Origin of the sequence: Aquabacterium sp. (genome assembly GCF_035476535.1) — a bacterium.
GTDB lineage: Bacteria > Pseudomonadota > Gammaproteobacteria > Burkholderiales > Burkholderiaceae_C > Pseudaquabacterium.
In genome coordinates this window covers 17035-40312 of sequence record NZ_DATILJ010000011.1, presented here as the reverse complement: position 1 = coordinate 40312, position 23278 = coordinate 17035, and the positions used below count along the sequence as shown (strand labels likewise).

At 67.9% G+C, this 23278-nt stretch carries 19 protein-coding genes; 10 read left to right on the top strand and 9 right to left on the bottom strand.

The annotated features are described in order from the left end of the window. Positions 1 to 3 precede the first annotated feature (3 nt). The 8 genes from VLK61_RS00985 to VLK61_RS00950 all read right to left on the bottom strand — a co-directional run bounded on the left by VLK61_RS00985 (position 4) and on the right by VLK61_RS00950 (position 7753). Positions 4 to 258 (bottom strand): DUF1272 domain-containing protein, encoded by a 255-nt coding sequence (locus VLK61_RS00985; protein WP_325417365.1) that lies wholly within the window; start codon positions 256 to 258, stop codon positions 4 to 6. A 108-nt stretch (positions 259 to 366) separates the two neighbouring features. Next, positions 367 to 1140, bottom strand: coding sequence for a transporter substrate-binding domain-containing protein (locus tag VLK61_RS00980; protein WP_325417363.1), 774 nt, complete (start codon positions 1138 to 1140; stop codon positions 367 to 369). Between the two features lie 34 nt (positions 1141 to 1174). Beyond that, positions 1175 to 2701, bottom strand: coding sequence for a UxaA family hydrolase (locus tag VLK61_RS00975; protein ID WP_325417361.1), 1527 nt, complete (start codon positions 2699 to 2701; stop codon positions 1175 to 1177). Between the two features lie 105 nt (positions 2702 to 2806). Further along, entirely contained in the window at positions 2807 to 3325 is a 519-nt protein-coding gene (locus tag VLK61_RS00970) for a hypothetical protein (RefSeq protein WP_325417359.1), read from the bottom strand. 87 nt (positions 3326 to 3412) lie between these two features. Then, entirely contained in the window at positions 3413 to 4279 is an 867-nt protein-coding gene (locus VLK61_RS00965; protein WP_325417357.1) for a fumarylacetoacetate hydrolase family protein, read from the bottom strand. A 139-nt stretch (positions 4280 to 4418) separates the two neighbouring features. Then, entirely contained in the window at positions 4419 to 5174 is a 756-nt protein-coding gene (locus VLK61_RS00960) for an SDR family oxidoreductase (protein WP_325417355.1), read from the bottom strand. A gap of 59 nt (positions 5175 to 5233) precedes the next feature. Next, positions 5234 to 5992, bottom strand: coding sequence for an SDR family oxidoreductase (locus VLK61_RS00955; protein WP_325417353.1), 759 nt, complete (start codon positions 5990 to 5992; stop codon positions 5234 to 5236). Positions 5993 to 6016: 24 nt separating this feature from the next. Continuing rightward, on the bottom strand, positions 6017 to 7753 hold the full coding sequence (locus VLK61_RS00950; protein WP_325417351.1) for an IlvD/Edd family dehydratase: 1737 nt from the start codon (positions 7751 to 7753) through the stop codon (positions 6017 to 6019). Between the two features lie 93 nt (positions 7754 to 7846). Here VLK61_RS00950 and VLK61_RS00945 point away from each other — a divergent pair, with 93 nt between their 5' ends. From VLK61_RS00945 to VLK61_RS00900, 10 genes are all read left to right on the top strand, one after another. Beyond that, positions 7847 to 8800, top strand: coding sequence for a 2-hydroxyacid dehydrogenase (locus VLK61_RS00945; RefSeq protein ID WP_325417349.1), 954 nt, complete (start codon positions 7847 to 7849; stop codon positions 8798 to 8800). A gap of 107 nt (positions 8801 to 8907) precedes the next feature. Beyond that, entirely contained in the window at positions 8908 to 10284 is a 1377-nt protein-coding gene (locus VLK61_RS00940) for an ABC transporter substrate-binding protein (protein ID WP_325417347.1), read from the top strand. Positions 10285 to 10446: 162 nt separating this feature from the next. Then, complete coding sequence (locus tag VLK61_RS00935) at positions 10447 to 11232, top strand: carbohydrate ABC transporter permease (protein ID WP_414636735.1); 786 nt, start codon at positions 10447 to 10449, stop codon at positions 11230 to 11232. Next, a complete protein-coding gene (locus tag VLK61_RS00930) occupies positions 11229 to 12083 on the top strand; it encodes a carbohydrate ABC transporter permease (RefSeq protein ID WP_325417343.1) in 855 nt (284 codons plus the stop codon). The genes VLK61_RS00935 and VLK61_RS00930 overlap by 4 nt, the downstream gene beginning before the upstream one ends. Positions 12084 to 12095: 12 nt before the next feature. Beyond that, entirely contained in the window at positions 12096 to 13175 is a 1080-nt protein-coding gene (locus tag VLK61_RS00925) for an ABC transporter ATP-binding protein (protein WP_325417341.1), read from the top strand. A gap of 1 nt (position 13176) precedes the next feature. Continuing rightward, positions 13177 to 13689 (top strand): gluconokinase, encoded by a 513-nt coding sequence (locus VLK61_RS00920; RefSeq protein WP_325417339.1) that lies wholly within the window; start codon positions 13177 to 13179, stop codon positions 13687 to 13689. Then, on the top strand, positions 13686 to 14069 hold the full coding sequence (locus VLK61_RS00915; protein WP_325417337.1) for a hypothetical protein: 384 nt from the start codon (positions 13686 to 13688) through the stop codon (positions 14067 to 14069). Before VLK61_RS00920 ends, VLK61_RS00915 begins: the two co-directional genes overlap by 4 nt. 8 nt (positions 14070 to 14077) lie before the next feature. Further along, on the top strand, positions 14078 to 14848 hold the full coding sequence (locus VLK61_RS00910; RefSeq protein ID WP_325417335.1) for a FadR/GntR family transcriptional regulator: 771 nt from the start codon (positions 14078 to 14080) through the stop codon (positions 14846 to 14848). 83 nt (positions 14849 to 14931) lie between these two features. Next, positions 14932 to 16365 carry an FAD-binding oxidoreductase gene (locus VLK61_RS00905; RefSeq protein WP_325417333.1) on the top strand — a complete coding sequence of 478 codons (1434 nt, stop codon included), beginning with the start codon at positions 14932 to 14934 and terminating at the stop codon, positions 16363 to 16365. A gap of 185 nt (positions 16366 to 16550) precedes the next feature. Beyond that, positions 16551 to 19526, top strand: a complete 2976-nt coding sequence (locus VLK61_RS00900; protein ID WP_325417331.1) for an ATP-binding protein — start codon at positions 16551 to 16553, stop codon at positions 19524 to 19526. Here the strand turns inward: VLK61_RS00900 and VLK61_RS00895 are convergent. Continuing rightward, the gene (locus tag VLK61_RS00895; protein ID WP_325417329.1) at positions 19481 to 23239 is read right to left on the bottom strand and encodes a hypothetical protein; all 3759 of its coding nucleotides are present in this window, start codon (positions 23237 to 23239) and stop codon (positions 19481 to 19483) included. The genes VLK61_RS00900 and VLK61_RS00895 overlap by 46 nt on opposite strands. Positions 23240 to 23278 lie beyond the last annotated feature (39 nt).

Genomic DNA, 23278 nt, shown 5'->3' with positions numbered 1-23278 from the left:
CCTTCACGCGCCGGCTGGGCTCTGACAGCCCTGCGGCTTGAAGACCCGCTGGGTCGACCCCGGATAGGTGGCCAGCTTGGCCGCCGGCCGGCGCGGCCGCGGCAGCAACTCGCCGCCGCAATTCGGACAGACGCCGGCCAGCACGCCCTCGGTGCAGTCGGCGCAGAAGGTGCATTCGAAGGTGCAGATCCTGGCCCTTGTCGATTCCGGCGACAGGTCGGTGTTGCAGCATTCGCAGTTGGGTCGCAGCTGTAGCATGAAGTCTCCTGGCTTGGGAACAAGGACCTTAATCGCCAGCCACCGCAAGCGCGAGGCCCGGGCCGGACAGGCTGCGGACGATTCCGGACATCGCCCGGCCGGTGGCCCTCAGCGCAGCCAGCGCGCCACGACGCGATCGTACTCGCCGGTGGCCTTGGCCAGGTGCAGCCATTGGTCGAACCAGGCCTTGAACACCACGTCGCCACGCGGCAGCAGCCAAGCCATCTCGCCGTACTGCAGCGGCTTGTCCGGGTTCACCGCGCACAGGCCAGGCCGCAGTTTCTGCTGCACGATGGTTTCGACCGATTCGGAAATCATCACGTCCGCGTTGCCCTTCAGGATCTCGTCGAAGATCGTCGTGTTGTCGTTGAAGATCACGATCTTCGCCTGCTTGAAGTTGGCGCGGGCAAAGCGCTCATTGCTGCCGCCCGGGTTCTCGATCACCGTGACGCCGGGCTTGTCGATGTCGGCCACGGTCTGGAACTTGGCGGCGTTTTCGCACTTGGTGATCGGCGCCTTGCCGTTGACCATGTAGGCCGCGGTGAAGAACGCACTCTTCTGGCGGTCCAGCGTCACCGAGATGCCGCCGATGCCGACATCGCACTTTTCCAGGAAGTCCTTCATCAGCGTCGGCCAGGAAGACTTGACCATCTTGGCTTCGACGCCGAGCGCCTTGCCTGCGGCCTGCACCAGGTCGACATCCAGGCCTTCGAAGCCGCCGTCCGGGCGCAGCAGGCTGAAGGGCTTGTAGTCGCCCGGTGTGCACACGCGCAGCGTGCCGTTCTTCTGCACCAGGTCCAGCCGCGAGGCCGGCGCCTCCTGCGCAGACAGGGCGGTGGCGGTCAGCAGGGATGACAGGACAAGGATGGCACGGGACAACATGGGATCTCCGATGGGTCAGGTGAGGGGCAGTGCGCTACATCACCGCGCCGAGCTGCCAGGGCACGAATTCATTCTGGCCGTAGCCATGCAGCTCGCTCTTGGTGGCGCGGCCGGACGCCGTGTCGAGCATCAGCCGGAAGATGCGCTCGCCCACCGCGTCGACCGTGTCCTGGCCTTCGACGATGCCGCCGCAATCGATGTCGATGTCTTCCTGCTGCTTCAGCCACAGCGCGGTGTTGGTCGACAGCTTCAGCGACGGCGATGGGGCGCAGCCATAGGCCGAACCGCGGCCGGTGGTGAAGCAGATCAGGTTCGCGCCGCCCGCCACCTGGCCAGTGGCCGACACCGGGTCGTAGCCCGGCGTGTCCATGAACAGCAGGCCGCGCGTGGTGGCGGGTTCGGCGAACTCCAGCACGTCGACCAGGTTGCTGGTGCCGCTCTTGGCGATGGCGCCGAGGGATTTTTCAAGGATGGTCGTCAGCCCACCGGCCTTGTTGCCGGCCGAGGGGTTGTTGTCCATCTGCATGCCGTGGCGCGCGGTGTACTGCTCCCACCAGGCGATGCGGGCCAGCAGCTTGTCGGCCACCGCGGGTGACACGGCACGCCGCGTCAGCAGGTGTTCGCCGCCATAGATCTCCGGCGTTTCGCTGAGGATTGCGCTGCCGCCATGGCGCACCAGCAGGTCCACCGCGGCGCCCAGCGCCGGGTTGGCGCTGATGCCGGAATAACCATCGCTGCCGCCGCATTGCAGGCCAACCGTCAGGTGACTGGCTGGCACCGGCTGGCGCTGCACGCGGTTGGCCTCGGGCAGCAGGCCCTGGATCACCTCGATGCCGCGGGCCACCGTCTTGGCGGTGCCGCCCGTGTCCTGGATGCTGAAGGTGATCAGCCTCGCGCCCTCGCTCAAGCCTTCCTGCGCGATCAGGCCCTGGATCTGGTTGGTCTCGCAGCCCAGGCCCACCACCAGCACCGCGGCGAAGTTCGGGTGGCGCGCGTAGCCGCCGAGGGTGCGGCGCAGCACGCGCAGCTCTTCGCCCTCGCTGTCGGTGGCGCAGCCTGCGCCATGCGTCAGCGCGACGATGCCGTCGACGTTCGGGTAGGCGGCCAGCGCCTCGGGATGGATGTCGCGGCGGAAGTGGTCGGCGATGGCCCGTGCCGCGGTGGCCGAGCAGTTCACCGAGGTCAGCACGCCGATGTAGTTGCGCGTGGCGACGCGGCCATCGGCCCGCACGATGCCGTCGAAGCTGGCGGGGCGGTCGACGAACGCCGTCGGCCGCTGGCCGGTGCCGGGTTGGTGCTGGCGCGAAAAATCGCTGAAGGCCAGGTTGTGCGTGTGCACATGCTGCCCTGCAGCAATGGCCTGCGTGGCCGTGCCGATGATCTGGCCATAGCGCACGACAGGCGCACCCGCCGCGATGGCGCAGGTGGCCACCTTGTGGCCCGGCGGCACCAATCCCTGCACGACAAAGTGCTCGGCCTCGATCGCCGCGCCGCCCAGCAGCTGCCGCCGCGCGATCACCACGTTGTCCGACGGATGGATGCGGATGACGGCGCTGCTCATGAGCGACCTCCTGGGGTGGAGGTCGCCAGAGTAAAGCGACCGGCTGGGCCCCGGATCGAGCCCATTGGATTGAACAAAGCGCCGGGCGCGGACGCACCCGCGCCGTCAAAGTTTCGCGACGGCTTTCCGTTTGGCTGTCGTTGCAGCTTTCTGGTATTCCTCTTCAGCTTCCTTGCGCAGCGCGATCGCCGTGGCCAGGGCCGCTTCGTAGCGTTCCTTGGTGTAGGTGTTCTTGCTGGCGATGTAGACGCTGCGGCGCAGCGGCTTGTCGCCGAAACGCGGCAGGTTGACCGAGAAGCTGCACTCTTCGACCGTGCTGCCGCGGCGCTGGCGCAGGATCGGGCCGCTGATGCCCACCGGCAGATCGTTCTGCTTGTGGGCGCTGGCCTTGCGCTGCAGGCCGGTGGGCGCCGGCAGCTTGCGCACGCGGGCGCGCAACTCGACGACAGCCGACGCCAACGCGGCGCGAGCGCCTTTGTTGTCGTGCGATTGGTCCGAGAAGAAGCGCGTCGGCATGCCGTAGCGCAGTTGCCAGCCGTGCGTGCTGTGCGAATCGATGCGCTGAACGTGTTCAGGGACACGACAGCGGGCGCCATAAGGTAAGGTGATGGTTCTGAATTGCATGACCAGTGTTCCCCAACGGGTGTCCAGTCCCTGAGGCTGCCGATCACCATCGCCGGTAGCACGTTGTGGGGAACCATCGTACAACACCTAACCGTCGATGAGAACGGGGTTCCACCCATTCACGTGTTGCTGCTGCTCGCCCAGACCGGCGATGCCCAGGCGCATCGTGTCGCCGGCGCGCAGGTAGATCGGCACCGGTTTCTGGCCCATGCCCACGCCCGGCGGCGTGCCGGTGCTGATCAGATCTCCCGGGTACAGCGTCGTGAAACGGCTGATGTAGCTGACCAGTTCGGCCACCCCGAACACCATCGTCCGGGTGCTGCCGTTCTGCATGCGGCGGCCGTTCACTTCAAGCCACATGTCCAACTGTTGCGGATCAGCCACTTCGTCGGCCGTCACCAGCCAGGGCCCGACCGGCCCGAAGGTGTCGCAGCCCTTGCCCTTGTCCCAGGTGCCGCCGCGTTCGATCTGGTATTCGCGTTCCGACACGTCGTTGACGACGCAATAGCCGGCCACATGCTGCAGTGCATCAGCCTGCGACACGTAGCGCGCCATGCGGCCGATCACCACGCCGAGTTCCACCTCCCAGTCGGTCTTCACCGAGCCCTGCGGCAGCACCACCGGGTCGTTGCAGCCGATCACCGTGCTGGTGTGCTTGGTGAACAGCACCGGCTCGGCCGGCACTGGCAGGTTCGATTCGGCCGCGTGGTCGGCGTAGTTCAGGCCGACGCAGACGAACTTGCCCATGCCCGACCATGGCGGCGCGATGCGACCGGGTTGGGCCACCAGCGGCAGCGTGGTGGGGTCGATGTCGCGCAGCGGCGCCAGGCCCTCGGGCGTCAGCATCGCGGCGGTGATGTCGGACACGACGCCGGACAGGTCACGCACCTGGCCGTTGCTGTCAAGCATCGCGGGTTTTTCCTGACCCTTGGGGCCATGACGAAGCAGTTTCATGGATCGCTCTCTTTCTTGCAAAAAGTACAGAATTACATGACTCGCCGACCCCTTCCAGCGAACGCCGCGGAACCGGCTTTGCCGGGCCGCTGGCGTTGCCCCCTTGAGGGGGAAGCGCCGCAGGCGCTCCGGGGGTGGGCTAATTGCTCCAACCGCCGTCGATGACTTGCGCGGTACCGGTCGTGAAGGCGGATTCGTCGCTGGCCAGGTAGACGGCCAGCGCGGCGATTTCTTCCGTGCGGCCGATGCGGCCCATCGGCTGACGGGCGACGAAGGCGGCCTCGACCTGTTCCAGCGTCTGGCCGCTGGCCTGGGCTTGCGCGCTGATGCGATCGCGCAGCGAGGGCGACTCCACCGTGCCCGGGCAGATCGCATTGCAGCGCACGCCGCGGGTGATGAAGTCGGCCGCCACCGACTTGGTCAGCCCCAGCACCGCTGCCTTGGTGGTGCCGTAGACAAAGCGGTTCGGCGCGCCCTTGATGCTGCTGGCCACCGAGGCGATGTTGATGATCGAGCCGCCGCCGCGGCTCAGCATGCCCGGCAGCAAGGCCTTGATCAGCCGGTATTGCGAGCGCACGTTCAGGTCGAAGGCAAAGGCCCATTCGTCCTCGGTGCAGTCCAGCACCGTGCCGGCGTGCACGAAGCCGGCGCCGTTGAACAGCACATCCATCGGGCCGGCTGTTGCCGCGGCAGCCCTCACGGCATCGGCATCGGTGACGTCGAGCCGCTGCACGCTGCAGCCGCATTCGGCTTGCAGTGACTCCAGCGCCGCGGCGTTGATGTCGGTGGCCAGCACCGTGGCGCCTTCGCGCACGAAAGCGAGTGCCACGGCGCGGCCGATGCCCTGCCCTGCGGCGGTGAGGAAGGCCGTCTTGCCGGCCAGTCGGGAAGCCATGGAGGGTGTCCTTTCAGGAAACGATGGTCTGGGCGGGTGCGCTGGGCCGGCAGCTCGGATCAGCCTCTGCCGACGAAGGGCATCTTGGTCGCCATCACCGTGGTGAAGAGCATGTTGGCCGACAGCGGCAGCCGCACCATCGCCATGAAGGTGTCCGCCACCGCCGACAGGTCCATGCGCGGCTCGGGCTTGATGCTGCCGTCGGCCTGCGGCACGCCGCTGACCATGCGCGCGGTCATGTCGCTGGCGACATTGCCGATGTCGATCTGGCCCACGGCAATGTCGAACGGCCGGCCGTCGAGCGCGGCGGTCTTGGTCAACCCCGACACGGCGTGCTTGGTGGCGGTGTAGGCGATCGAGCCCGGCCTCGGCGCATGCGCCGAGATCGAGCCGTTGTTGATAATGCGCCCGCCCATCGGCGTTTGCGTCCGCATCAGGCGGAACGCGGCGGCCAGGCAGTAGAAGGCGCCGTTCAGGTTGACGTTGACGACCTGGCGCCAGACCTCGCCGTCCACCTCGTCCGGTGTCTTGACCGCCGAGCCCATGCCGGCGTTGTTGAACAGCAGGTCCAGCCGGCCGAAGCGCTGCTGCACGCTGTCGAACAAGGCCTTGACCGCCGCTTCGTCGCCGACATCGCAGGGCATCGCAAAGCCACGGCCCGGCTGCTCGCCGGCCGCGGCGATCGCCGCCTCCAGCGCATCGGCGCGGCGGCCGACGAAGACGACCTGCCAGCCGTCCTTCAACAAGGCGGTGGCGCAGGTCTGGCCGATGCCGGAGCCGGCGCCAGTGACGAGGGCAATGCGGTTGTTCGCTGTCATCAGGATCCCTTCAGGAAGACGGAGTCAGTGGTTGTCTTTGGGGACAAAAGCGCCCCGCTGGCCGCGCAGGAAATCGAGATCGGCGCCCTCGTCGGCCTGCAGCACATGGTCGATGTAGAGCTTCCAGTAGCCGCTCTGCAATGGCGGCACCGGCGGCTGCCAGCCCGCGCGGCGGCGTTCGAGTTCGGCGTCATCGACATGCAGGTGCAGCTGCCGCTGCGGCACGTCCAGCGTGATCAGGTCGCCGTTCTGCACCAGCGCCAGCGGTCCGCCGGCCGCCGCTTCCGGCGCGGTGTGCAGCACGACGGTGCCGTAGGCCGTGCCGCTCATGCGCGCATCGCTGATGCGGACCATGTCGGTGATGCCTTTCCTCAACACCTTGGGCGGTAGCGGCATGTTGCCGACCTCGGCCATGCCGGGGTAGCCCTTCGGGCCGCAGTTCTTCAGCACCATCACGCAGGTTTCGTCGATGTCCAGCGCTTCGTCGTCGATGCGGGCATGGAAATCGTCGGAACTCTCGAACACCACCGCACGGCCGGTGTGCACCATCAGCGCCGGCGTCGCGGCACTCGGCTTGATCACTGCGCCGCGCGGCGCCAGGTTGCCGCGCAGCACGGCGATGCCGGCCTTGTCCTTGAACGGCGCGGCCATGGTCTTGATCACGCGGCTGTCGAAGTTCTGCGCATCGGCGATGTTCTCGCCGACCGTGCGGCCGCTCACCGTCAGCGCGTCACGGTGCAGCACGGATTCGATCTCCTTCATCACCGCCGGCAGGCCGCCGGCGTAGCAGAAGTCTTCCATCAGGTGCTCGCCCGAGGGCTGCAGGTTCACCAGGCAGGGCAACTCGCTGGCCAGGCGATCGAAATCGTCGATGGCCAGCGGCACGCCCAGCCGGCCGGCAATGGCCACCAGGTGGATCACCGCATTCGTGCTGCCGCCGATGGCCGCCAGCGTGCGGATGGCGTTCTCGAAAGCCTGGCGGGTGATGATGTCGCCGATGGTGGTGTCTTCATGCACCAGTTCGACGATGCGCCGGCCGGCGCTGCGGGCGATCACGTTGCGCCGACCGTCCACCGCCGGATAGGCGGCATTGCCGGGCAGGCCGATGCCCAGCGCTTCGACCATCGAAGCCATCGTGCTGGCCGTGCCCATCGTCATGCAATGGCCGTGGCTGCGGTGCATGCAGCTCTCGGCCTCGAAGAAGTCGGCCAGCTTCAGCGTGCCGGCGCGCACCTGTTCGCTCATGCTCCAGACGCCGGTGCCCGAACCGAGTTCCTGGCCGCGCCACTTGCCATTGAGCATCGGCCCGCCGGAAACACCGATGGTCGGCAGGTTGGCGCTGGCCGCGCCCATCAACAATGCCGGCGTGGTCTTGTCGCAACCCATCAACAGCACCACGCCGTCGATCGGGTTGCCGCGGATGCTTTCTTCGACATCCATGCTGGCCAGGTTGCGGTACAGCATGGCCGTGGGCCGCAGCAGCGTTTCGCCCAGCGACATCACCGGGAATTCCAGCGGAAAACCGCCCGCCTCATAGACGCCGATCTTGACCTGCTCGGCCAGCGTGCGGAAATGCGAGTTGCACGGCGTCAGCTCGCTGAAGGTGTTGCAAATGCCGATCACCGGCCGGCCGTCGAACTGGTCGTGCGGCACGCCCTTGCCCTTGACCCAGCTGCGGTAGGCAAAACCGTCGCGGTCCTGGCGGCCGAACCACTGCTGGCTTCTCAGGTCCTCGGGCTTCTTTCTGGGCTTGGAACTCATGGCGTGCTGGCTTTCCCGGAGGGTCGGTGCAAGGTGTCAGGCATATTATGGTATGACGATTGAGCCGCGCGTCTGCGGTGGAACCCGAAGGAGATGGATTTGAGCAAACCCGAAGTGCTGGCGGTCTCCAAACTCTCGCCGCTCTATGCGGCAAATTTGCAGCCCGCCGTGACATTGCACGACCGGCTGCACGAGCTGGACCCAGCCGCGCTGGCCGCCGCGGCACCGCGCATCCGCGCCATCGCGGCCAGCGGTGAATCGAAGGTCAGTGCCGCGCTGATCCGGCAATTGCCAGCGCTGGAGCTGATCTCGGTGATGGGTGTCGGTTACGACGGTGTCGATGTGGCCGCGGCCATCGGCCAAGGCGTGAAGGTCACGCACACGCCCGACGTGCTGAATGACGATGTGGCCGACCTGGCCATCGGCCTGATGCTCAGCGCCGCGCGCCAACTGCCCGCCGCCGACCGCTACGTGCGCGAAGGCCGCTGGCCCGGCGGCGCGATGCCGCTGGCGCGCAAGATGTCCGGCGCACGGATCGGCATCGTCGGCATGGGCCGCATCGGCCAGGCCATTGCGCAGCGCGCGCTGGCCTTCGGCATGAGCGTCGCCTACACCGCACGCAACGCCAGGGACGCGCTGCCCTACCGCTACTGGCCCGATGCGAAGTCGCTGGCCGCCGAGAGTGATTACCTGGTGCTGATCACACCCGGCGGTGCCGGCACCCGCAAGCTGATCAACGCCGAGGTGCTGGCCGCGCTGGGGCCCCAGGGCATTCTGGTCAACGTGGCGCGCGGCTCGGTGGTGGATGAAGCCGCGCTGATCGATGCGCTGGAACGCGGCGTGATCGCCGGCGCCGGGCTCGACGTGTTCGAGGACGAGCCCAACGTGCCCGAGCGCCTGCGCGCGCTGCCACAGGTGGTGCTGACGCCGCACATCGGCAGCGCAACGAACCAGACCCGCCAGGCCATGGCCGATCTGGCCTACGGCAACCTGCGCGCCCACTTTGCAGGTGAGCCCTTGCTCACGCCGGTGCCGGAGTGCCGTTGATCGTGGCTGCCGGCGCACACCCCGGGTAAGTCCGGTCTTGGCGTTTGCTCAATCATCATACGATAACACCACCGGCACCGACCGGCCCATCTTCAGGAGACAGCCAGATGCACTTCAAGACTTGGATCACCGGCGCCCTGGTCGGCGCTGCAGTGGTGGCCGCAGGCCCCGTTGCCGCCCAGGAAAAACTCACCGTCTGGTGGGGCAAGGGCTTCTACAAGGCCGAGGACGACGCGCTTTACGCGGCGATCAAGAAGTTCGAAACCAAGTACCCCAAGGTCAAGGTCGAACTCTCGTTGTACGCGCCGCAGGAAATGATCCCGAAGTCGGTGGCCGCTATGGATTCCGGCAACCCGCCGGACGTGGCCTACGGCGACGTCTACGACTTCCAGGTCACCGCCAAGTGGGCCTATGAAGGCAAGCTGGAAGACATCTCCAGCATCATCGACCCGTTGCGCAGCAAGTTCGAAGCCTCGGCGCTGTCGACCACCTTCCTGTACAACAACGCCAACCAGAGCCGGGCCTACTACGCCTTCCCGATCAAGCAGCAGACCATGCACATCCAGTACTGGAAGGACATGCTCGCCGATGCCGGGTTCAAGGACAGCGACATTCCGAAAGACTGGAAGGGCTACTGGAGCTTCTGGTGCGACAAGGTGCAGGCCTGTTACCGCCAGAAGACCGGCAACCGCGGCTTCGCCACCGGTTTCCCGATGGGCGTGGATTCGAGTGACTCGTTCTACTCTTTCCTGACCTTCATGGACGCCTACAACGTCAAGCTGGTCAGCGACTCCGGCAAGCTGCTGGTCGACGATCCCGCCGTGCGCCAGGGCCTGATCAACGCGCTGACCGACTACACCGCGGTCTATGGCAAGGGCTGCACGCCGCCCTCGGCCACCAACTGGAAGGACCCCGACAACAACGTCGCCTTCCACAACAAGACCATCATCCTGACGCACAACGCGACGATCTCGATCGCCGCGAAGTGGCTGGACGATTCGAACAATGCGACCCTGACCGAAGCACAGCGCGCCACCGCGAAGAAGAACTACACCGAGCTGATTGCCACCGCCGGCTTTCCGAACAAGCCCGACGGCAGCAAGATGACCTACCGCGCCGCGGTGAAGACCGGTGTGATCTTCAAGGAGGCCAAGAACAAGGCACTGGCCAAGCAGTTCGTCGCCTTCATGCTCGACGACGCGAACCTGACGCCCTATGTCGAAGGCTCGCTCGGCCGCTGGTTCCCCGTCACCAAGGCCGCACAGCAAAGCGCGTTCTGGAAATCCGACCCGCACCGCCTGGTGGTCTACAACCAGTTCATGGCCGGCACCACGCCGTTCGAATTCACCAAGAACTACAAGTTCACCGTGCTGAACAACGAGAACGTCTGGGCAAAGGCGATGAACCGCATCCTCAGCGAGAAGGTGCCGGTGGACAAAGCCACCGATGAAATGATCGCCCGCATCAAGGCGGTAGCGAACTAGATCGAGCCCTCGGCCGCCTGATGGCGGCCTGTCCCCCTGGGGACTGGCTCTGCCTCGCCTGTCACGCTTTATGTCACGTTCATCATGAGCACCCTCGCTGTTAGCACTCCTACTGCTGGTTCGCACAAGGCATTGAGCCCGTTCGCTCTCTGGGGCCGGCTGATGGTCGTGCCCTACCTGCTGGTGTTCGCGATCTTCGTGCTGTATCCGGTGGGCTACGGGCTGTGGCTGGCGCGGCATCCGGAGAGCTACAGCAAGCTGTTCGACGACCCGATCTTCTTCCGCACGGCGATCAACACCATCGTGTTCGTCGTCGTCGCGGTGAACGTGAAGATGATCATCGCGCTCGGTCTGTCGGGCTTTTTCGTGCAGCAGCGCTGGTGGATCAAGATCCTGTCGATGCTGTTCATCCTGCCCTGGGCGGTGCCGTCGATCCCGACCATCCTGTCGGTGCGCTTCATGCTGAACCCCGAGTGGGGCGTCATCAACTCGACGATCTTCAAGCTGACCGGCCTCGACGGCCCGAACTGGCTCAACGACCCGACCTTGGCGCTGAGCTTCTCGATGCTGATGCACATCTGGAAGTCGCTGCCGTTCTGGACGCTGATCCTGATCGCCGGGCGCATGGCGATTCCTGCCGAGCAGTACGAAGCGGCCAGCGTCGATGGGGCCACACGCTGGCAGAAGTTTCGCTTCATCAGCTGGCCGGCGATGCGCAGCCTGTTCTTCACCTCGACGATCCTGTCGATGATCTGGACCCTGGGCGACTTCAATTCGGTCTATCTGCTGACCGGCGGCGGCCCGGCCGACCTGACGCATGTGCTGGCCACGCTCGGCATCCGCTACCTGCGGCTGGACCAGATCGAGCTGGCGATGGCCTCGATTGTCGTGGCGCTGCCGCTGGTGCTGCCACTGGTGTACGTGATGATGAAGAGGTTGTCCAAATGAGTCGCCCGTTCACGGCGAAGAAGATCGCCGCCGAAGTGCAGTTGCTGCTGATCGGCATTCCGGTCTTCTTCTGGACCCTGATTCCGGTCTACCACCTGCTCGTCTTCGCGATCTCGGAGCGTGATTCGGCCACTTCCGGCCGGCTGTGGCCGAAGAACCCGACGCTGCAGAACTTCGACACCGTGCTGCAGCAGAAGCACTTCTACCTCACCCACTTCTGGCAGCAGCTGGGCAACTCGCTGATGGTCGCCTTCGCGGTGGGCTTGCTCACGCTGTTCGTCGCCACCACCGCGGCGTTTGCGATCAGCCGGCTCAAGGTGCGCGGCGGCCGCACGGTGATGAACCTGGCGCTGTTCACCTACTTCATCCCAGCCGCCTTCCTGGCCGTGCCGATGTACAAGACCATGGCCAACTACGGCCTGCTGAACAACCGCTGGTCGCTGATCCTGGCGATGGTGACGATCGCCTCGCCGTATTGCATCTGGGTCTTGAAGCAGGCCTCGGACAAACTGCCCTGGGAGCTGGACGAAGCCGCGCGCATCGACGGCGCCACGCCGCTGCAGCTGTTCCGCCTGGTCTACATCCCGTTGATGCTGCCCTCGCTGGTAGCAGTGGGCACGTACGCCCTGCTGCTGGCCTGGAACGAGTACTTGTACGGCTTCCTGCTGCTGTCCAACGAGACCGATCTGACGCTGGCCGTCGCGCTCGGCAACTTCCTCGCTGCCGATGACTCGCCGTGGGAGCTGCTGATGGCCACCGGCCTGATCTACGCGTTACCGCCGGCGGCGATCTACTACGCCTTCAAGCGCTACATGGTCGCCGGCCTCACCGCCGGTGCGGTGAAATCCTAATCCCCAAAAAACATGGCAGCCGTTTCCTTTCGCAATATTCAGAAGACCTACGGCAGCTCCGTCAAGGTCATTCATGGCATCGGCTTCGATATAGCCGACGGTGAATTCGTCGTGCTGGTCGGGCCTTCGGGCTGCGGCAAATCGACGCTGCTGCGAATGCTGGCCGGACTGGAGGAAATCTCCGGCGGAGAGATCATGATCGACGGCAAGGTCGTCAACGAGCTCGAATCCAAGGACCGCGACATCGCGATGGTGTTCCAGAGCTACGCGCTCTACCCGCACATGACCGTGCGCGACAACATGGGCTTCAGCCTGAAGCTGCGCAAGGCCGACCTCAAGCTCACCGCAGAGCGCGTGGACAACGCCGCCCGCATCCTGAACCTCGGTCCGCTGCTCGACCGCTTCCCGCGGGAACTCTCCGGCGGCCAGCGCCAGCGCGTGGCCATGGGCCGCGCCATCGTGCGCGACCCGAAAGTCTTCCTGTTCGACGAGCCGCTGTCTAACCTGGACGCCAAGCTGCGCGTGGCCATGCGCGCCGAGATCAAGGCGCTGCACCAGCGCCTGAAGACCACCACCGTCTACGTCACCCACGACCAGATCGAGGCGATGACGATGGCCGACCGCATCGTCGTGATGCACGACGGCATCGTCGAGCAGATCGGCACGCCGCTGGAGTTGTTCGACCGGCCGGGCAACCTGTTCGTCGCGCAGTTCATCGGCTCGCCGGCGATGAACGTGATCGCCGGCACGCTGCAGGGCGATGGCCAGCGCAGCTGGGTCCAGGCGCTGGGTGCGCAGTGGCCGCTGGCCATTGCCGCGAACGGCGCCACCGGCAAGGGCGTGCATTACGGCATCCGCCCCACCGACATCAACCTGGCCGATGCCGGCACGGCGGGCGCCATCGCCGCCAAGGTGGTGGTGGTGGAGCCCACCGGCGCCGAGACCGAGCTGCTGCTGCAAGTGGCCGACCAGCAAGTGACGTTGGTGATGCACGGCCGCACCAGCGCCCAGCCCGACGACACCGTCTACCTCGCCGTCGACGCGGCCAAGACCCATGTCTTCGATGGTGCCAGCGGGCAACGCCTGGGCTGACGTGAACGCACCGAGGATCGTCGTGATGGGCGTCAGCGGCTGCGGCAAGTCCACCATCGGCCGCGCGCTGGCCGAGCGGCTGGGGGCCGACTACGTCGAAGGTGACGAGCTGCATCCGCCAGCCAACGTGCAGCGCATGGCCGCCGGCATTGCGCTGACCGATGAAGACCGCGAGGGCTGGCTGGCCGCCATTGCCGCACGCCTGGCCGATGCGCATGCGCAACAGCGTGGCCTGGTGGTCACCTGTTCAGCGCTGAAACGCCGCTACCGCGACCAGCTGCGCGCCGGCTGCCCGGACCTGCGGCTGGTGTACCTGCACGGCGACGCGCAGCTGCTGACCCAGCGCCTGGAAAGCCGCACCGGGCACTACATGCCGGCCTCGCTGCTGCCCAGCCAGCTGCAAGCGCTGGAGCCACCGCAATCCGACGAGCACGCGCTGCGCTTCGACATCCACTCCCCCGCGGCCGAGATCGTCGAGCAGACCGCCGCCGCCTTCACGATGCCTGCGCCATGAGCACCTTCACCAAGATCATCCTGTTCACCGACACCGACGGCCGCGCGCGTTTCCGCGAAGAAGCGCTGCCCTTGCCCGAAGGCAAGCCGATGGCCATGCTGTCGCCGCTGATGCCCAGCGGCGGCTACCAGCTACGCATGAGCCCGGTGGGCTTTCGCAGCGAGTTCCATTGCACCGACAACCCGCAGTGGGTGTTCATCCTGAACGGCCAGATGGAGATCGGCCTGCAGGACGGCAGCTCGCGCATCTTCCAGCCCGGCGACCACTTCTACTCGGCCGATGTGCTGCCGGCCGACGCTCGTTTCGACGCCGGCGTGCACGGCCACTGGAGCCGCCAGCTCGGGCCCGAGCCGCTGGTCACCGTGTTCGTCCGCGGATGAAACCCACCGTGGTTGCCCACGCACCGATCAAGAACGTGCACGGCAACACGCTGGATCGCCTGGGCGAGGCCATCGTCTCCGGACGTTATCCGCCCGGCGCCTCGATTCCGCCCGAGCCCCTGTTGTGCGAAGAATTCGGGGTCAGTCGCACGGTGGTGCGCGAAACCGTGAAGTCGCTGGTCGCCAAGGGCCTGCTGATCACCGGCCCGAAACTGGGCACACGGGTGATGCCCGAGGACGACTGGAACTGGTTCGACCCCGATGTCGTGGTGTGGAAATCCAAGATCGGCCTGACCCGCGAGTTCCTGCGCGACCTGCAGGAGCTGCGCCGCGTCGTCGAGCCCGCTGCGGTGCGCCTGGCGGCCGAGCGTGCCACGGCCGAAGACATCGCCGGCATCGAATCGGCCTATGCCGGCATGAGAGCGGCCATCGAGCTGGGCGGCGACTACGTCACGCACGACCTGCGCTTTCACCAGGGCCTGCTGCGGGCCTGCCACAACCGCATGCTGGTGCAGATGAGCAAGGCGCTCGGCGCGCTGCTGCGCACCAGCTTCGAGATCTCCACCACCCGGCCCGACGGTCCGTCGTTATCGCTGCCCTTGCATCGCGCGGTTCTGGATGCCGTGATCGCCCGCTCGCCGCAGCGCGCCGAGAAGGCCAGCCTGGTGCTGATCGACGGCGCGCAGGAAGACATCGAGGCGGTGCTGGCTTCGCGCAGGAAACTGCCTTCGCTCAGCGCGCCGGCGGCGCAGCTGAAGGTGCGCAAAGTAGGCGTGTGAGCGCGGCGCCGGTCGGCGGCGCAGAATGGTCCTCCAGTGCATGCCGAATCAGCGCATCGGCCCCGGACTTCGAGGAGCGCCCCATGACCATCGAACTCAGAACCGCCGATGGCGGCGCCGTGCAGGTGTCGCCCGAGACCCTGCAGGCCTTCAAGACCAGCTTTCGCGGGCCGGTGCTAGGCCCCGACGCGCCGGAGTACGAGGAGACACGCAAGATCTGGAACGCAATGATCGACCGCCGCCCCGGGCTCATCGTGTGCTGCACCGGCGTGGTGGACGTGATCATGGCCGTGCGTTTTGCGCGTCAGCACCGCTTGCTGGTCTCGGTGCGCGGCGGCGGCCACAACATCGCCGGGCTGGCGGTGTGCGAGGGTGGGCTGATGATCGACCTGTCGCTGATGAAGGGCGTATGGGTCGACGCCCCCGGCCGCACGGCTCGGGCGCAGGCCGGCTGCACGCTGGGCGAGCTGGATCGTGAGACCCAGCTGCACGGCCTGGCCGCGGTGCTGGGCTTCGTCTCGATGACCGGCATCGCCGGCCTCACGGTGGGCGGCGGATTCGGCTACCTGACACGCCGGCATGGCTGGACCTGCGACACGCTGGTGTCGATGGAAGTGGTCACTGCCGACGGGACACTGGTGCGCGCCGCCGCCGATGAGAACCCCGAGCTGTTCTGGGCTTTGCGCGGCGGGAGCGGCAACTTCGGCATCGTCACCTCCTTCGAATACAGGCTGTTCCCGGTCGGCCCCGAGATCCTGGGCGGCGCCGTCGCCTGGCGTGCCGAGGACGCCAAGGAGGTGCTGGCCTTCTACCGCGAGTTCACCGCCACGACGCCGCGCGACACCACCTGCGTGGCCGTGCTGCGCATCGCGCCACCGGCGCCCTGGCTGCCCAAGGAGGTGCATGGCCAGCCCATCGTCGCGGTGTTCGTCTGCCACGGCGGCAGCATCGAAGACGGCGAAAGCATCGTCGCGCCGCTGCGCGCCCTGGGCCGGCCGGTGGCCGACATCGTCACGCGCCGGCCCTATGTGCAGATGCAGGCCCTGCTCGACGGCACGCAGCCCAAGGGTCGGCGCTACTACTGGAAGTCGCACTACCTGCCGGACCTGCCTGCGCCAGCCATCGACGTGCTGATCGACCATGCCCGGCGCTTGCCTTCGCCGCACTCGGCGATCCTGTTGTTCCAGATCGACGGTGCGCTGAACGAATTACCGGCCGAGCATTCACCCGCCGGCAACCGCGACGCCGCCTATGTGCTGAACCTTGCGGCCTCATGGGAAAACACAGCGGACAACGCGAGCGACGACGCGCAGAACCTGCGCTGGAGCCGCGAGGCCTTCGAGGCCATGCGCAACTTCTCGACCGGCGGCACCTATGTCAACTTCCTGACCGAGGAAGAGGGCAGCGAGCGCATCACGGCAGCCTATGGCCGGACCAACCTCGAGCGGCTGGCCCGCCTGAAGCAGCAGTTCGACCCGGACAACCTGTTCCGACACACCAAGAACGTGTCGGGCTGAGCACCTGCGATGCGCAGGATCCTTGAGCGGCATCCTTGATCGAGGTCAGTTAGCGACCACTGCGTTTGCCATCTGCGCCACACCCCGACCCGCGCGTCACTGGCAGGCCGGCGTTGCAGCGCTAACATGCGTGCTTTCGAACAGCAGACCCCCTGCATCGCTCAGGCATCGGGTTGGGAGCACGGATGAGTGAAGTGCCGCATCCTGCGCCGCAACCGGCCGATCCCGGTCGGCGCTATGTCACCCTGCTGTTCGCCGATCTGTCACGTTCGACCGAGCTGGCCTGGGCGATGGAAGCCGAGCACTACGCCGCGCTGCTGGCCGCGCTGCGCGGCGCCTACCAGGACACCATTGCGCAGCACGGCGGCATGGTGGTGCGGGTGCAGGGCGACGGCCTGCTGGCGATGTTCGGCCACCCGCTGACGCGTGAGGACGATGGCCGCCGCGCCGTCGAGGCCGCGCTGGCGCTGCACCAGCGGGTGCGTGAACTGCGCATTGCGCTGCCGGACGGGCATGGCTTGAGCCTGCACACCGGCATCCATTCGGGTCTGGTGCTGATCGGTGCCGGCGACATCGAACGCGGCCGCTTCGAGCTGCTGGGGCCGGTACCGAATATCGCCGCGCGGCTGTCGGACGCCGCCGCACCGCACGAAATCCTGGTCAGCGAAGAAACGCTGGGGCCGGCCAGCCGCGTGTTCAGCACCAGTGCGCCACAGCCGCTGCGGGTGAAGGGCCGGGACGCGCCGATCCTGGTCTACCACGTCGACGCCCGGGCCGGCCCGCAAGCACGCCTGGCGTCCAGCGGCCGGCAGGGGCCCACACCCTTCGTCGGCCGCCAGGCCGAACTGGCGCTGCTGGAGCAGCGCCTGGCCCAGGCGCTGGCCGGGCAGCCCGGCTCGGTGGCCGTGGCCGGTGCGGCCGGCATGGGCAAAACCCGGCTGATCGAGCAACTGCTGGCCCGCGCCAGCCAGCGCGGCTGCCGCGTGCTGCGGGGCTACTGCGAACGAGACCTCGGCGCCGAGCCGCTGCAGCCCTTTCGCCACATGCTGCAGGCGCTGGGCGACGAGGCCCCGGCGGGCGACCACCCCACCAAGACCGCCGATGACTTCGTGGCGCTGTTCACCCGGCTGGCCCAGGACCAGGCGCTGCTGCTCTTCGTCGACGATGTGCAGTGGGCCGACGAAGGCTCCAAGCAGGTATTGAGCGCACTGCGCCGGCTGGCCGCTTGCCGGCTGCTGATCCTGCTGTCCACGCGCAGCGCAGACGCGGGCGTAGCGCTGGCCGGCACCGCGGACGCCGATGCGGCCCTGGCCGGCGCGGCGCAGACGATCACGCTGGCACCGCTGAGCGAGGCCGAAGCCGCGCTGGCCATCGCCGCCCGGCTGCCCGCGGTCGACCCCTTTGTCGCCGCCGAGATCGCCCACCACGCTGGCGGCAACCCGCTGTTCATCGAAGAGCTGTGCCACTCGGCCGCGCGCGGCGGCAGCAGCCGGCTCGGCCGCCTGCATGGCGGCGCGGGCTGGTTGAACCACCTGGTCGAATCGCGTGTGCAGCACCTGCCGCTGGGGCAGGCCGAGCTGGTGCGCGTGGCCGCGGTGATCGGCAATGTGATCCCGGCCTGGCTGCTGGAGCGCCTCACCGACCAGGGCGAGGACAGCCCGCTGGTGCAAGGCCTGGCCGACGAGGATTTCATCTTCCCCGGCGAACGTGCGGGCACCTTGCGCTTCAAGCACGGCATCACCCGCGACGTGATCTACGACTCGGTGGGCCTGCACGCCCGGCAGCGCCTGCACCTGCGCATTGCCGCGGCGCTGCAGGAGCACCGCGCGATGGTGCCGCAGGATGAGTCACTGGAGGCGCTGGCCTACCACTTCGATGCCGGTGGCGATGCGGCACAGGCCGCGCACTATGCCGAACTGGCCGGCGACAAGGCGCTGGCCGCTTCGTCGCTGGACCGTGCGCGTGCGCAGTACCGCGCCGCGCTGGCCGCGCTGGATCGGCTGACACTGGTGGCCGAAGACGCCCGGCGCTGGATCAGCATCATGCATCGGCTGGGCCTGGTCTGCCTGTACGACCCCTCGCGCAGCGAGCTGGCGCTGTCCGAGCGGGCGGTGCGCCTGGCCGAACAGTATGGCGATGCGGCCAGCATCGCCAGCGCCCGCTACTGGCTGGGCTACATCTGCTATTCGCTGGGCGATACCCGTGCCGCCATCAGGCATGGTGAGCGGGCGCTGACCGAGGCGCGGCAGGCCGGCGAAGAGCGGCTGGCGAGCCAGGTCGTCGCAATGCTGGGCGAGGCCCATACCGCGGCGGCGCAGTACGGCCGGGCGCTGGAGCTGCTGGATCAGGCCATCACGATCAAGCGCCGGCACCGCAGCGGCCGCCACATGAACGTCGGCCTGGCCTTCTCGCTGGTCTGCCGCGCCTATGCGCTGGGCGACCGCGGGCAGTTCACGCAGGCCCATGAATGTTTCGACGAAGCGCTGGCCTGCATCGTCGGAGTAACCCACCAGATCGGCGCCACCACCCATGGCTGGCGCTGCGCGGTGCTGCTGTGGCAGGGCCGCTGGGCCGAAGCGCGTGAGGCCGCGACCGAATCCGGCCGCATTGCCGAGGCCACGCGCAGCCTGTCGCAGCTGTCGATCGCCCACGCGATGGCCGGCCAGGCCAGCTGGATGCTCGAACGCGCGCCGCAATCGCTGCAGGCCATCGTCGAGGCCACGGCCTGGCTGGAGCCGCGGGAGAGCGGGCTGTACCGCTCGCTCAACCATGGCTGGCTGGCCGAGGGGCTGATGCAGGCCGGCCGCCACGGCGAAGCCCGGCGCCATGCCGCTGCCGCGCTGCAGCGCAGCCGCGAGCGCGACCTGATCGGCGTGGCGATGAGCTACCGCGCGCTGGCCCGCGACGCCGCGACACAGCGCCCGGCAGCCGCGCAGCGCTACATCGCGCTGGCCATGAAGACCGCCCAGGCCCGCGACTCGGCCCACGAGGTGGCGGTAACGCAGCTGTGCGAGGCCGAGATCGCGCTGCAGCAGGGCCAGGCCCAGCGCGCCGGCCCGCTGCTGGACGCCGCGACGGCCGCCTTCGACGCGATGGCGATGACCTGGCATCTGGATCAGGCGCTGCGCTTGCGCGCGCGCCTCGCCGCGCCGCCGACGTAGGCGGCAGCGCGGCGAGGCGCGCTGCCGGTTGAAGCGGCAGGAGCCGCGGCAGCGGGTGCGGCAGGGGCCGCAGCAGGCGGCCGCGGCGTCAGCATCAGCAGCACCGGCGAGCCGGTCGGCTGCAAGCTGCCAGCCTCCAACAGGCCGGCGATCAGCGCCAGCATCACCCCCACGCCCATGCCGTAGCCGGGGCAGGCATGCAGGCCCCAGATCTCGCTGTCCGGGTCGCGGCTGCCGCCGAACATCAGCTCGTGCCCGACGGCGGGATCAGTCAGCGCCGACGCAATGCCCAGCACCACGCGCTGCTTCTCGTCGAACACCACCTGGCCGTCGCGCACCGGGCAGCGCCACAGCATCTCGGGCACCGGGCGCTTGCGCATGGTCTGCATCAGCGGCTCGAACAGCACCTGTTCGGCGCGCTGGAACGGGTCCGGCACGGCCGTCTCGGTTTCGGCCAGCCGCTGCTGCCAGTGCCACAGCGCCTTGTCGTCGATCCAGCTCTCCATCGTGCGCAGGAAGTTGCCATGCACGGTGGGCGGAAAGCCCAGCAGCACACCGGCAATGGCGTCGGCGACGATCTTGCCGCCGCGGTGGGCCAGGCCCTTTTGAATGTCGGCGGCCAGTGGGCCCAGCCAGCGGCGCTCGTCCAGCATCTGCTGCACCGCCTTCAGCACGGCCTGGCCCTGCAGCGGCCCATCCTTCACGGCCTCGGGCCGCGGGTGCGGCGAAAAGATGAAGCGCGACGGCGTCAGCAGATGCCCCGGGCAGCGCGGCGGCTGCACGTTGCCGTCGAGCCGGCCGCCGGCCGCCATCAGCCGCTGCTTGCCGGCCGGCACCACGGAGTTCGGCGCACCGTCCGGACGCGGTCCCCTGGCTTCGGGCAGGCCGATCCAGGCCGAGCACAGACCGGCCAGCACGCTTTCGCTGAGTGTCACCAGATCGATGGCGATGCGTTCCGGTTCGCCGGGGGGGTCCGGCTGCTTCAGCAGCTTGACGAAGCCGTCCAGCACCGCACGCACGACGGGCCGCGCCTCCTCGAAGGCGCGTGCGGCGGGGTACTTCTCGATGGCCTCGTTCACGAGCGAGGCCAGTGCATCGTGGCCGGTCGAGGGGTCCATGCCCAGGTGGTTGGGGCCGACCGACGCGGCCATGCGCTTGCCGTAACCCTGCACCGAGAAGTTCGTGCCCTCGTCCTGCAGCGCGGCCACCACCCGCGCCGGGCTGCCCAGCAGCGTGGCATAGGGCGCGGCGTTCAGCAGGCCATCGTGGGCTTCGCGCACCTCGGCCCACAAGGCCTTGTTGCGGTCGGGATCCTCGAGCCGCAGGCGCCAGGACTCGACGGTGGACGGCGCTTCTGCTTCGGCCGCCACGGGGAGCGGCAGCTCCGCCGCGGGGCCCGGGCCGGCGGCAGCCCGGCCGCGGGCTCCGTACGCAGCTCGCGCCGCGGCCGTCGGCCGGCGGAAGCCGGGCAGCCCGCGCAGGGCCGGCAACGACGGCGCGAACAGGTACAGCCCCCAGGCCAGCTCGACGAAGGGCTTGTCGCCGAGGTCGACACGGTCCACCTCGTCCCGTGTCTTGAGGTAGCGGAAGGTGCGGCGTTCGCCCGGCTGCGGCACCGCCAGGAAGGGGTCGGCCTGCGACGAGGACACGCCGCTGCTGTTGCCGCCGGCCATCCAGCGCTGGATGGTTTCGTACTGCTCGGCGATGCTGGCGCAATAGCCCATGAAGACCAGGCCACGCTCGGTGGTCCGATCGGTGTCCGACAGCGGCCCGTAGGACATGCCGCGGCGCTGGATGCGCGGCATCGGCACCCGGCCGTCACGCGGGTTGGCGCGGCGGATGTGGGAATGGAAGGGGCAGGCCACGCCGTGCGGGTCGTCCTCGTAGTTGAAGTCGTTCGGTCCGCCCTTGCCCGCGGGCACGAAGGCCTTGCCCTGCTGATCGCGGCCCATCATCTTGGCCAGCACGGCTGCCTTGTCCTCGCGCGCCTTCAAGGCGTCATCCAGGTGGTCGACACGCTGTTGCAGCTTGCGCATGACCAGGAAGCTGCCGTTGTCGAGCAAGGCATCGGCCGCATGCCAGGCGAAGCGATCGTCGCCGCGGTCGTTGGCATGGCCCAGCAGCAGTTCGCCGGCGCGCACTTCGTCGGTGCCGGGCTTCGGGGTGCCCGCAACGAAGCGGGGCTGGCTCAGGCCGTCGGCAAAACCGAAGTGCCCGCGGATCTCGCCCGTCTTCTCGTCGCGGTAGCTGCGTGTCGGTTGCACCGCCAGCACGCTCAGCCCGCTGCCGTCCGGGTCGTTCTTGTCGTCGGCGAGCGTGGCCACGATGCCGGCCAATGTCGGGTGCAGCGTCGCGCTCGGGCCTTTGGCATCGATCAGGCGCAGCACCAGCACGGCATGCACGGTGGCCAGGTCGATGCGGCCCCGTTCGGGCTTGGTTTCATCGCGCAGCGGCCGCAGCCAATGGTCCGGATGGTTGCCGCGCACGTCGCCGAGCAGCCCGCAGCGTGCTTCCATGCCCTCGGCGAACTCCTGCGGCAAGCGGTCCAGCCACTCGGCCGGCAGCTCCAGCGCCGCCAGGCCGGCATGGCTGAAGGCCAGGTGGTAGCGCACCTCGCTGGCCTGGGCCGGCGCGGCGCAGCGGTCGGCCAGCTGCTCGGCGATGTAGCGGGCCGCCTTGGCCGCATCACGCACGCCCAGCATCACCACGCAGCCATGCGTCACCGGGTCGTTCTGGACGTAAACCGCGCCCTGCAGCACGGACTCGTCGTAGGTCAGGTGCGGGTCGGGCCGCGGCGGCTCGAAGCTCTTGTCGAGCCACGCCAGCTCATCGCCCAGCGCCTCTTGCAGCTTGGGCCAGATGGGCAGGAGGGTGGCGTTCAGACCCTTCAGGGCTTGCCTGAACTCTTGCAGCGCCGACTGCGCAAAGCGCACCAGCACGCCGCCGTCACCGCCATCTGGCTCCTGCGGGTCGATCGGGAAATAAGTCGCCAGCCGGAACAGGCCTTTGAGCGAACGCAGCGGCAGCGCCAGGCGAACCTGGGGATCCGCCAGCGCCTCGGCGACGGACTCCGCAGCCTGCTTCGGCGCCGGCTTCATCGCATGCCGGGCGATGGCCACATCCAGCCGTTCTGGCGTGGCCCGCTTCTCGGGATCGTCCGGATCGCGGCCCTCGCGCTGCAGCCGCTCGATGTCGCTCAGGTAGCGCTGGTCGGCCATGGTCACCGAGGAGTCGGCGTAGAAGATGCCGGCGTCCATCTCGTTGTCGCGCACCCAGCGGCAGTATTCGTCGAAGTTGCCCTTGCGCGAGCCGGGATAACCGACGCAGTGGCAGAACAAGGCGTCGAGCAGGGTGCCGATGTCGCGGTAGATCACCCGCATGTACGGCTCCCAGCCGCCGTCGAAGGTGACGTTCAGCGACAGCATCGAGGTGCCGGGCTCGCCGGTGCGCGCCTGCGCGATGCGCGGCGGCACGATGGCGTAGCGGAAGCCGCGGATGATGCCCCAGCGCCCGACGGTGTCCGGGAACACCGGGCTGTGCATTTCCGACTCGCGCAGGTTCACGCGCGAGGCATGCATCGCATTGAGCAGCTTGCGCAGACGCTCGAGGTAGGTGATGGTTTCGAAGCCATCGACGAAGCCGGGCTTGATCGGCGCCAGCACGGCCAGGTTGGTGAGGCCGCCGAGTTCGATGCTCTTGACCGGTGCACGCATGTTTCCCCCCGTCTTGGTTCACCGTGCGGGACGGCGAAG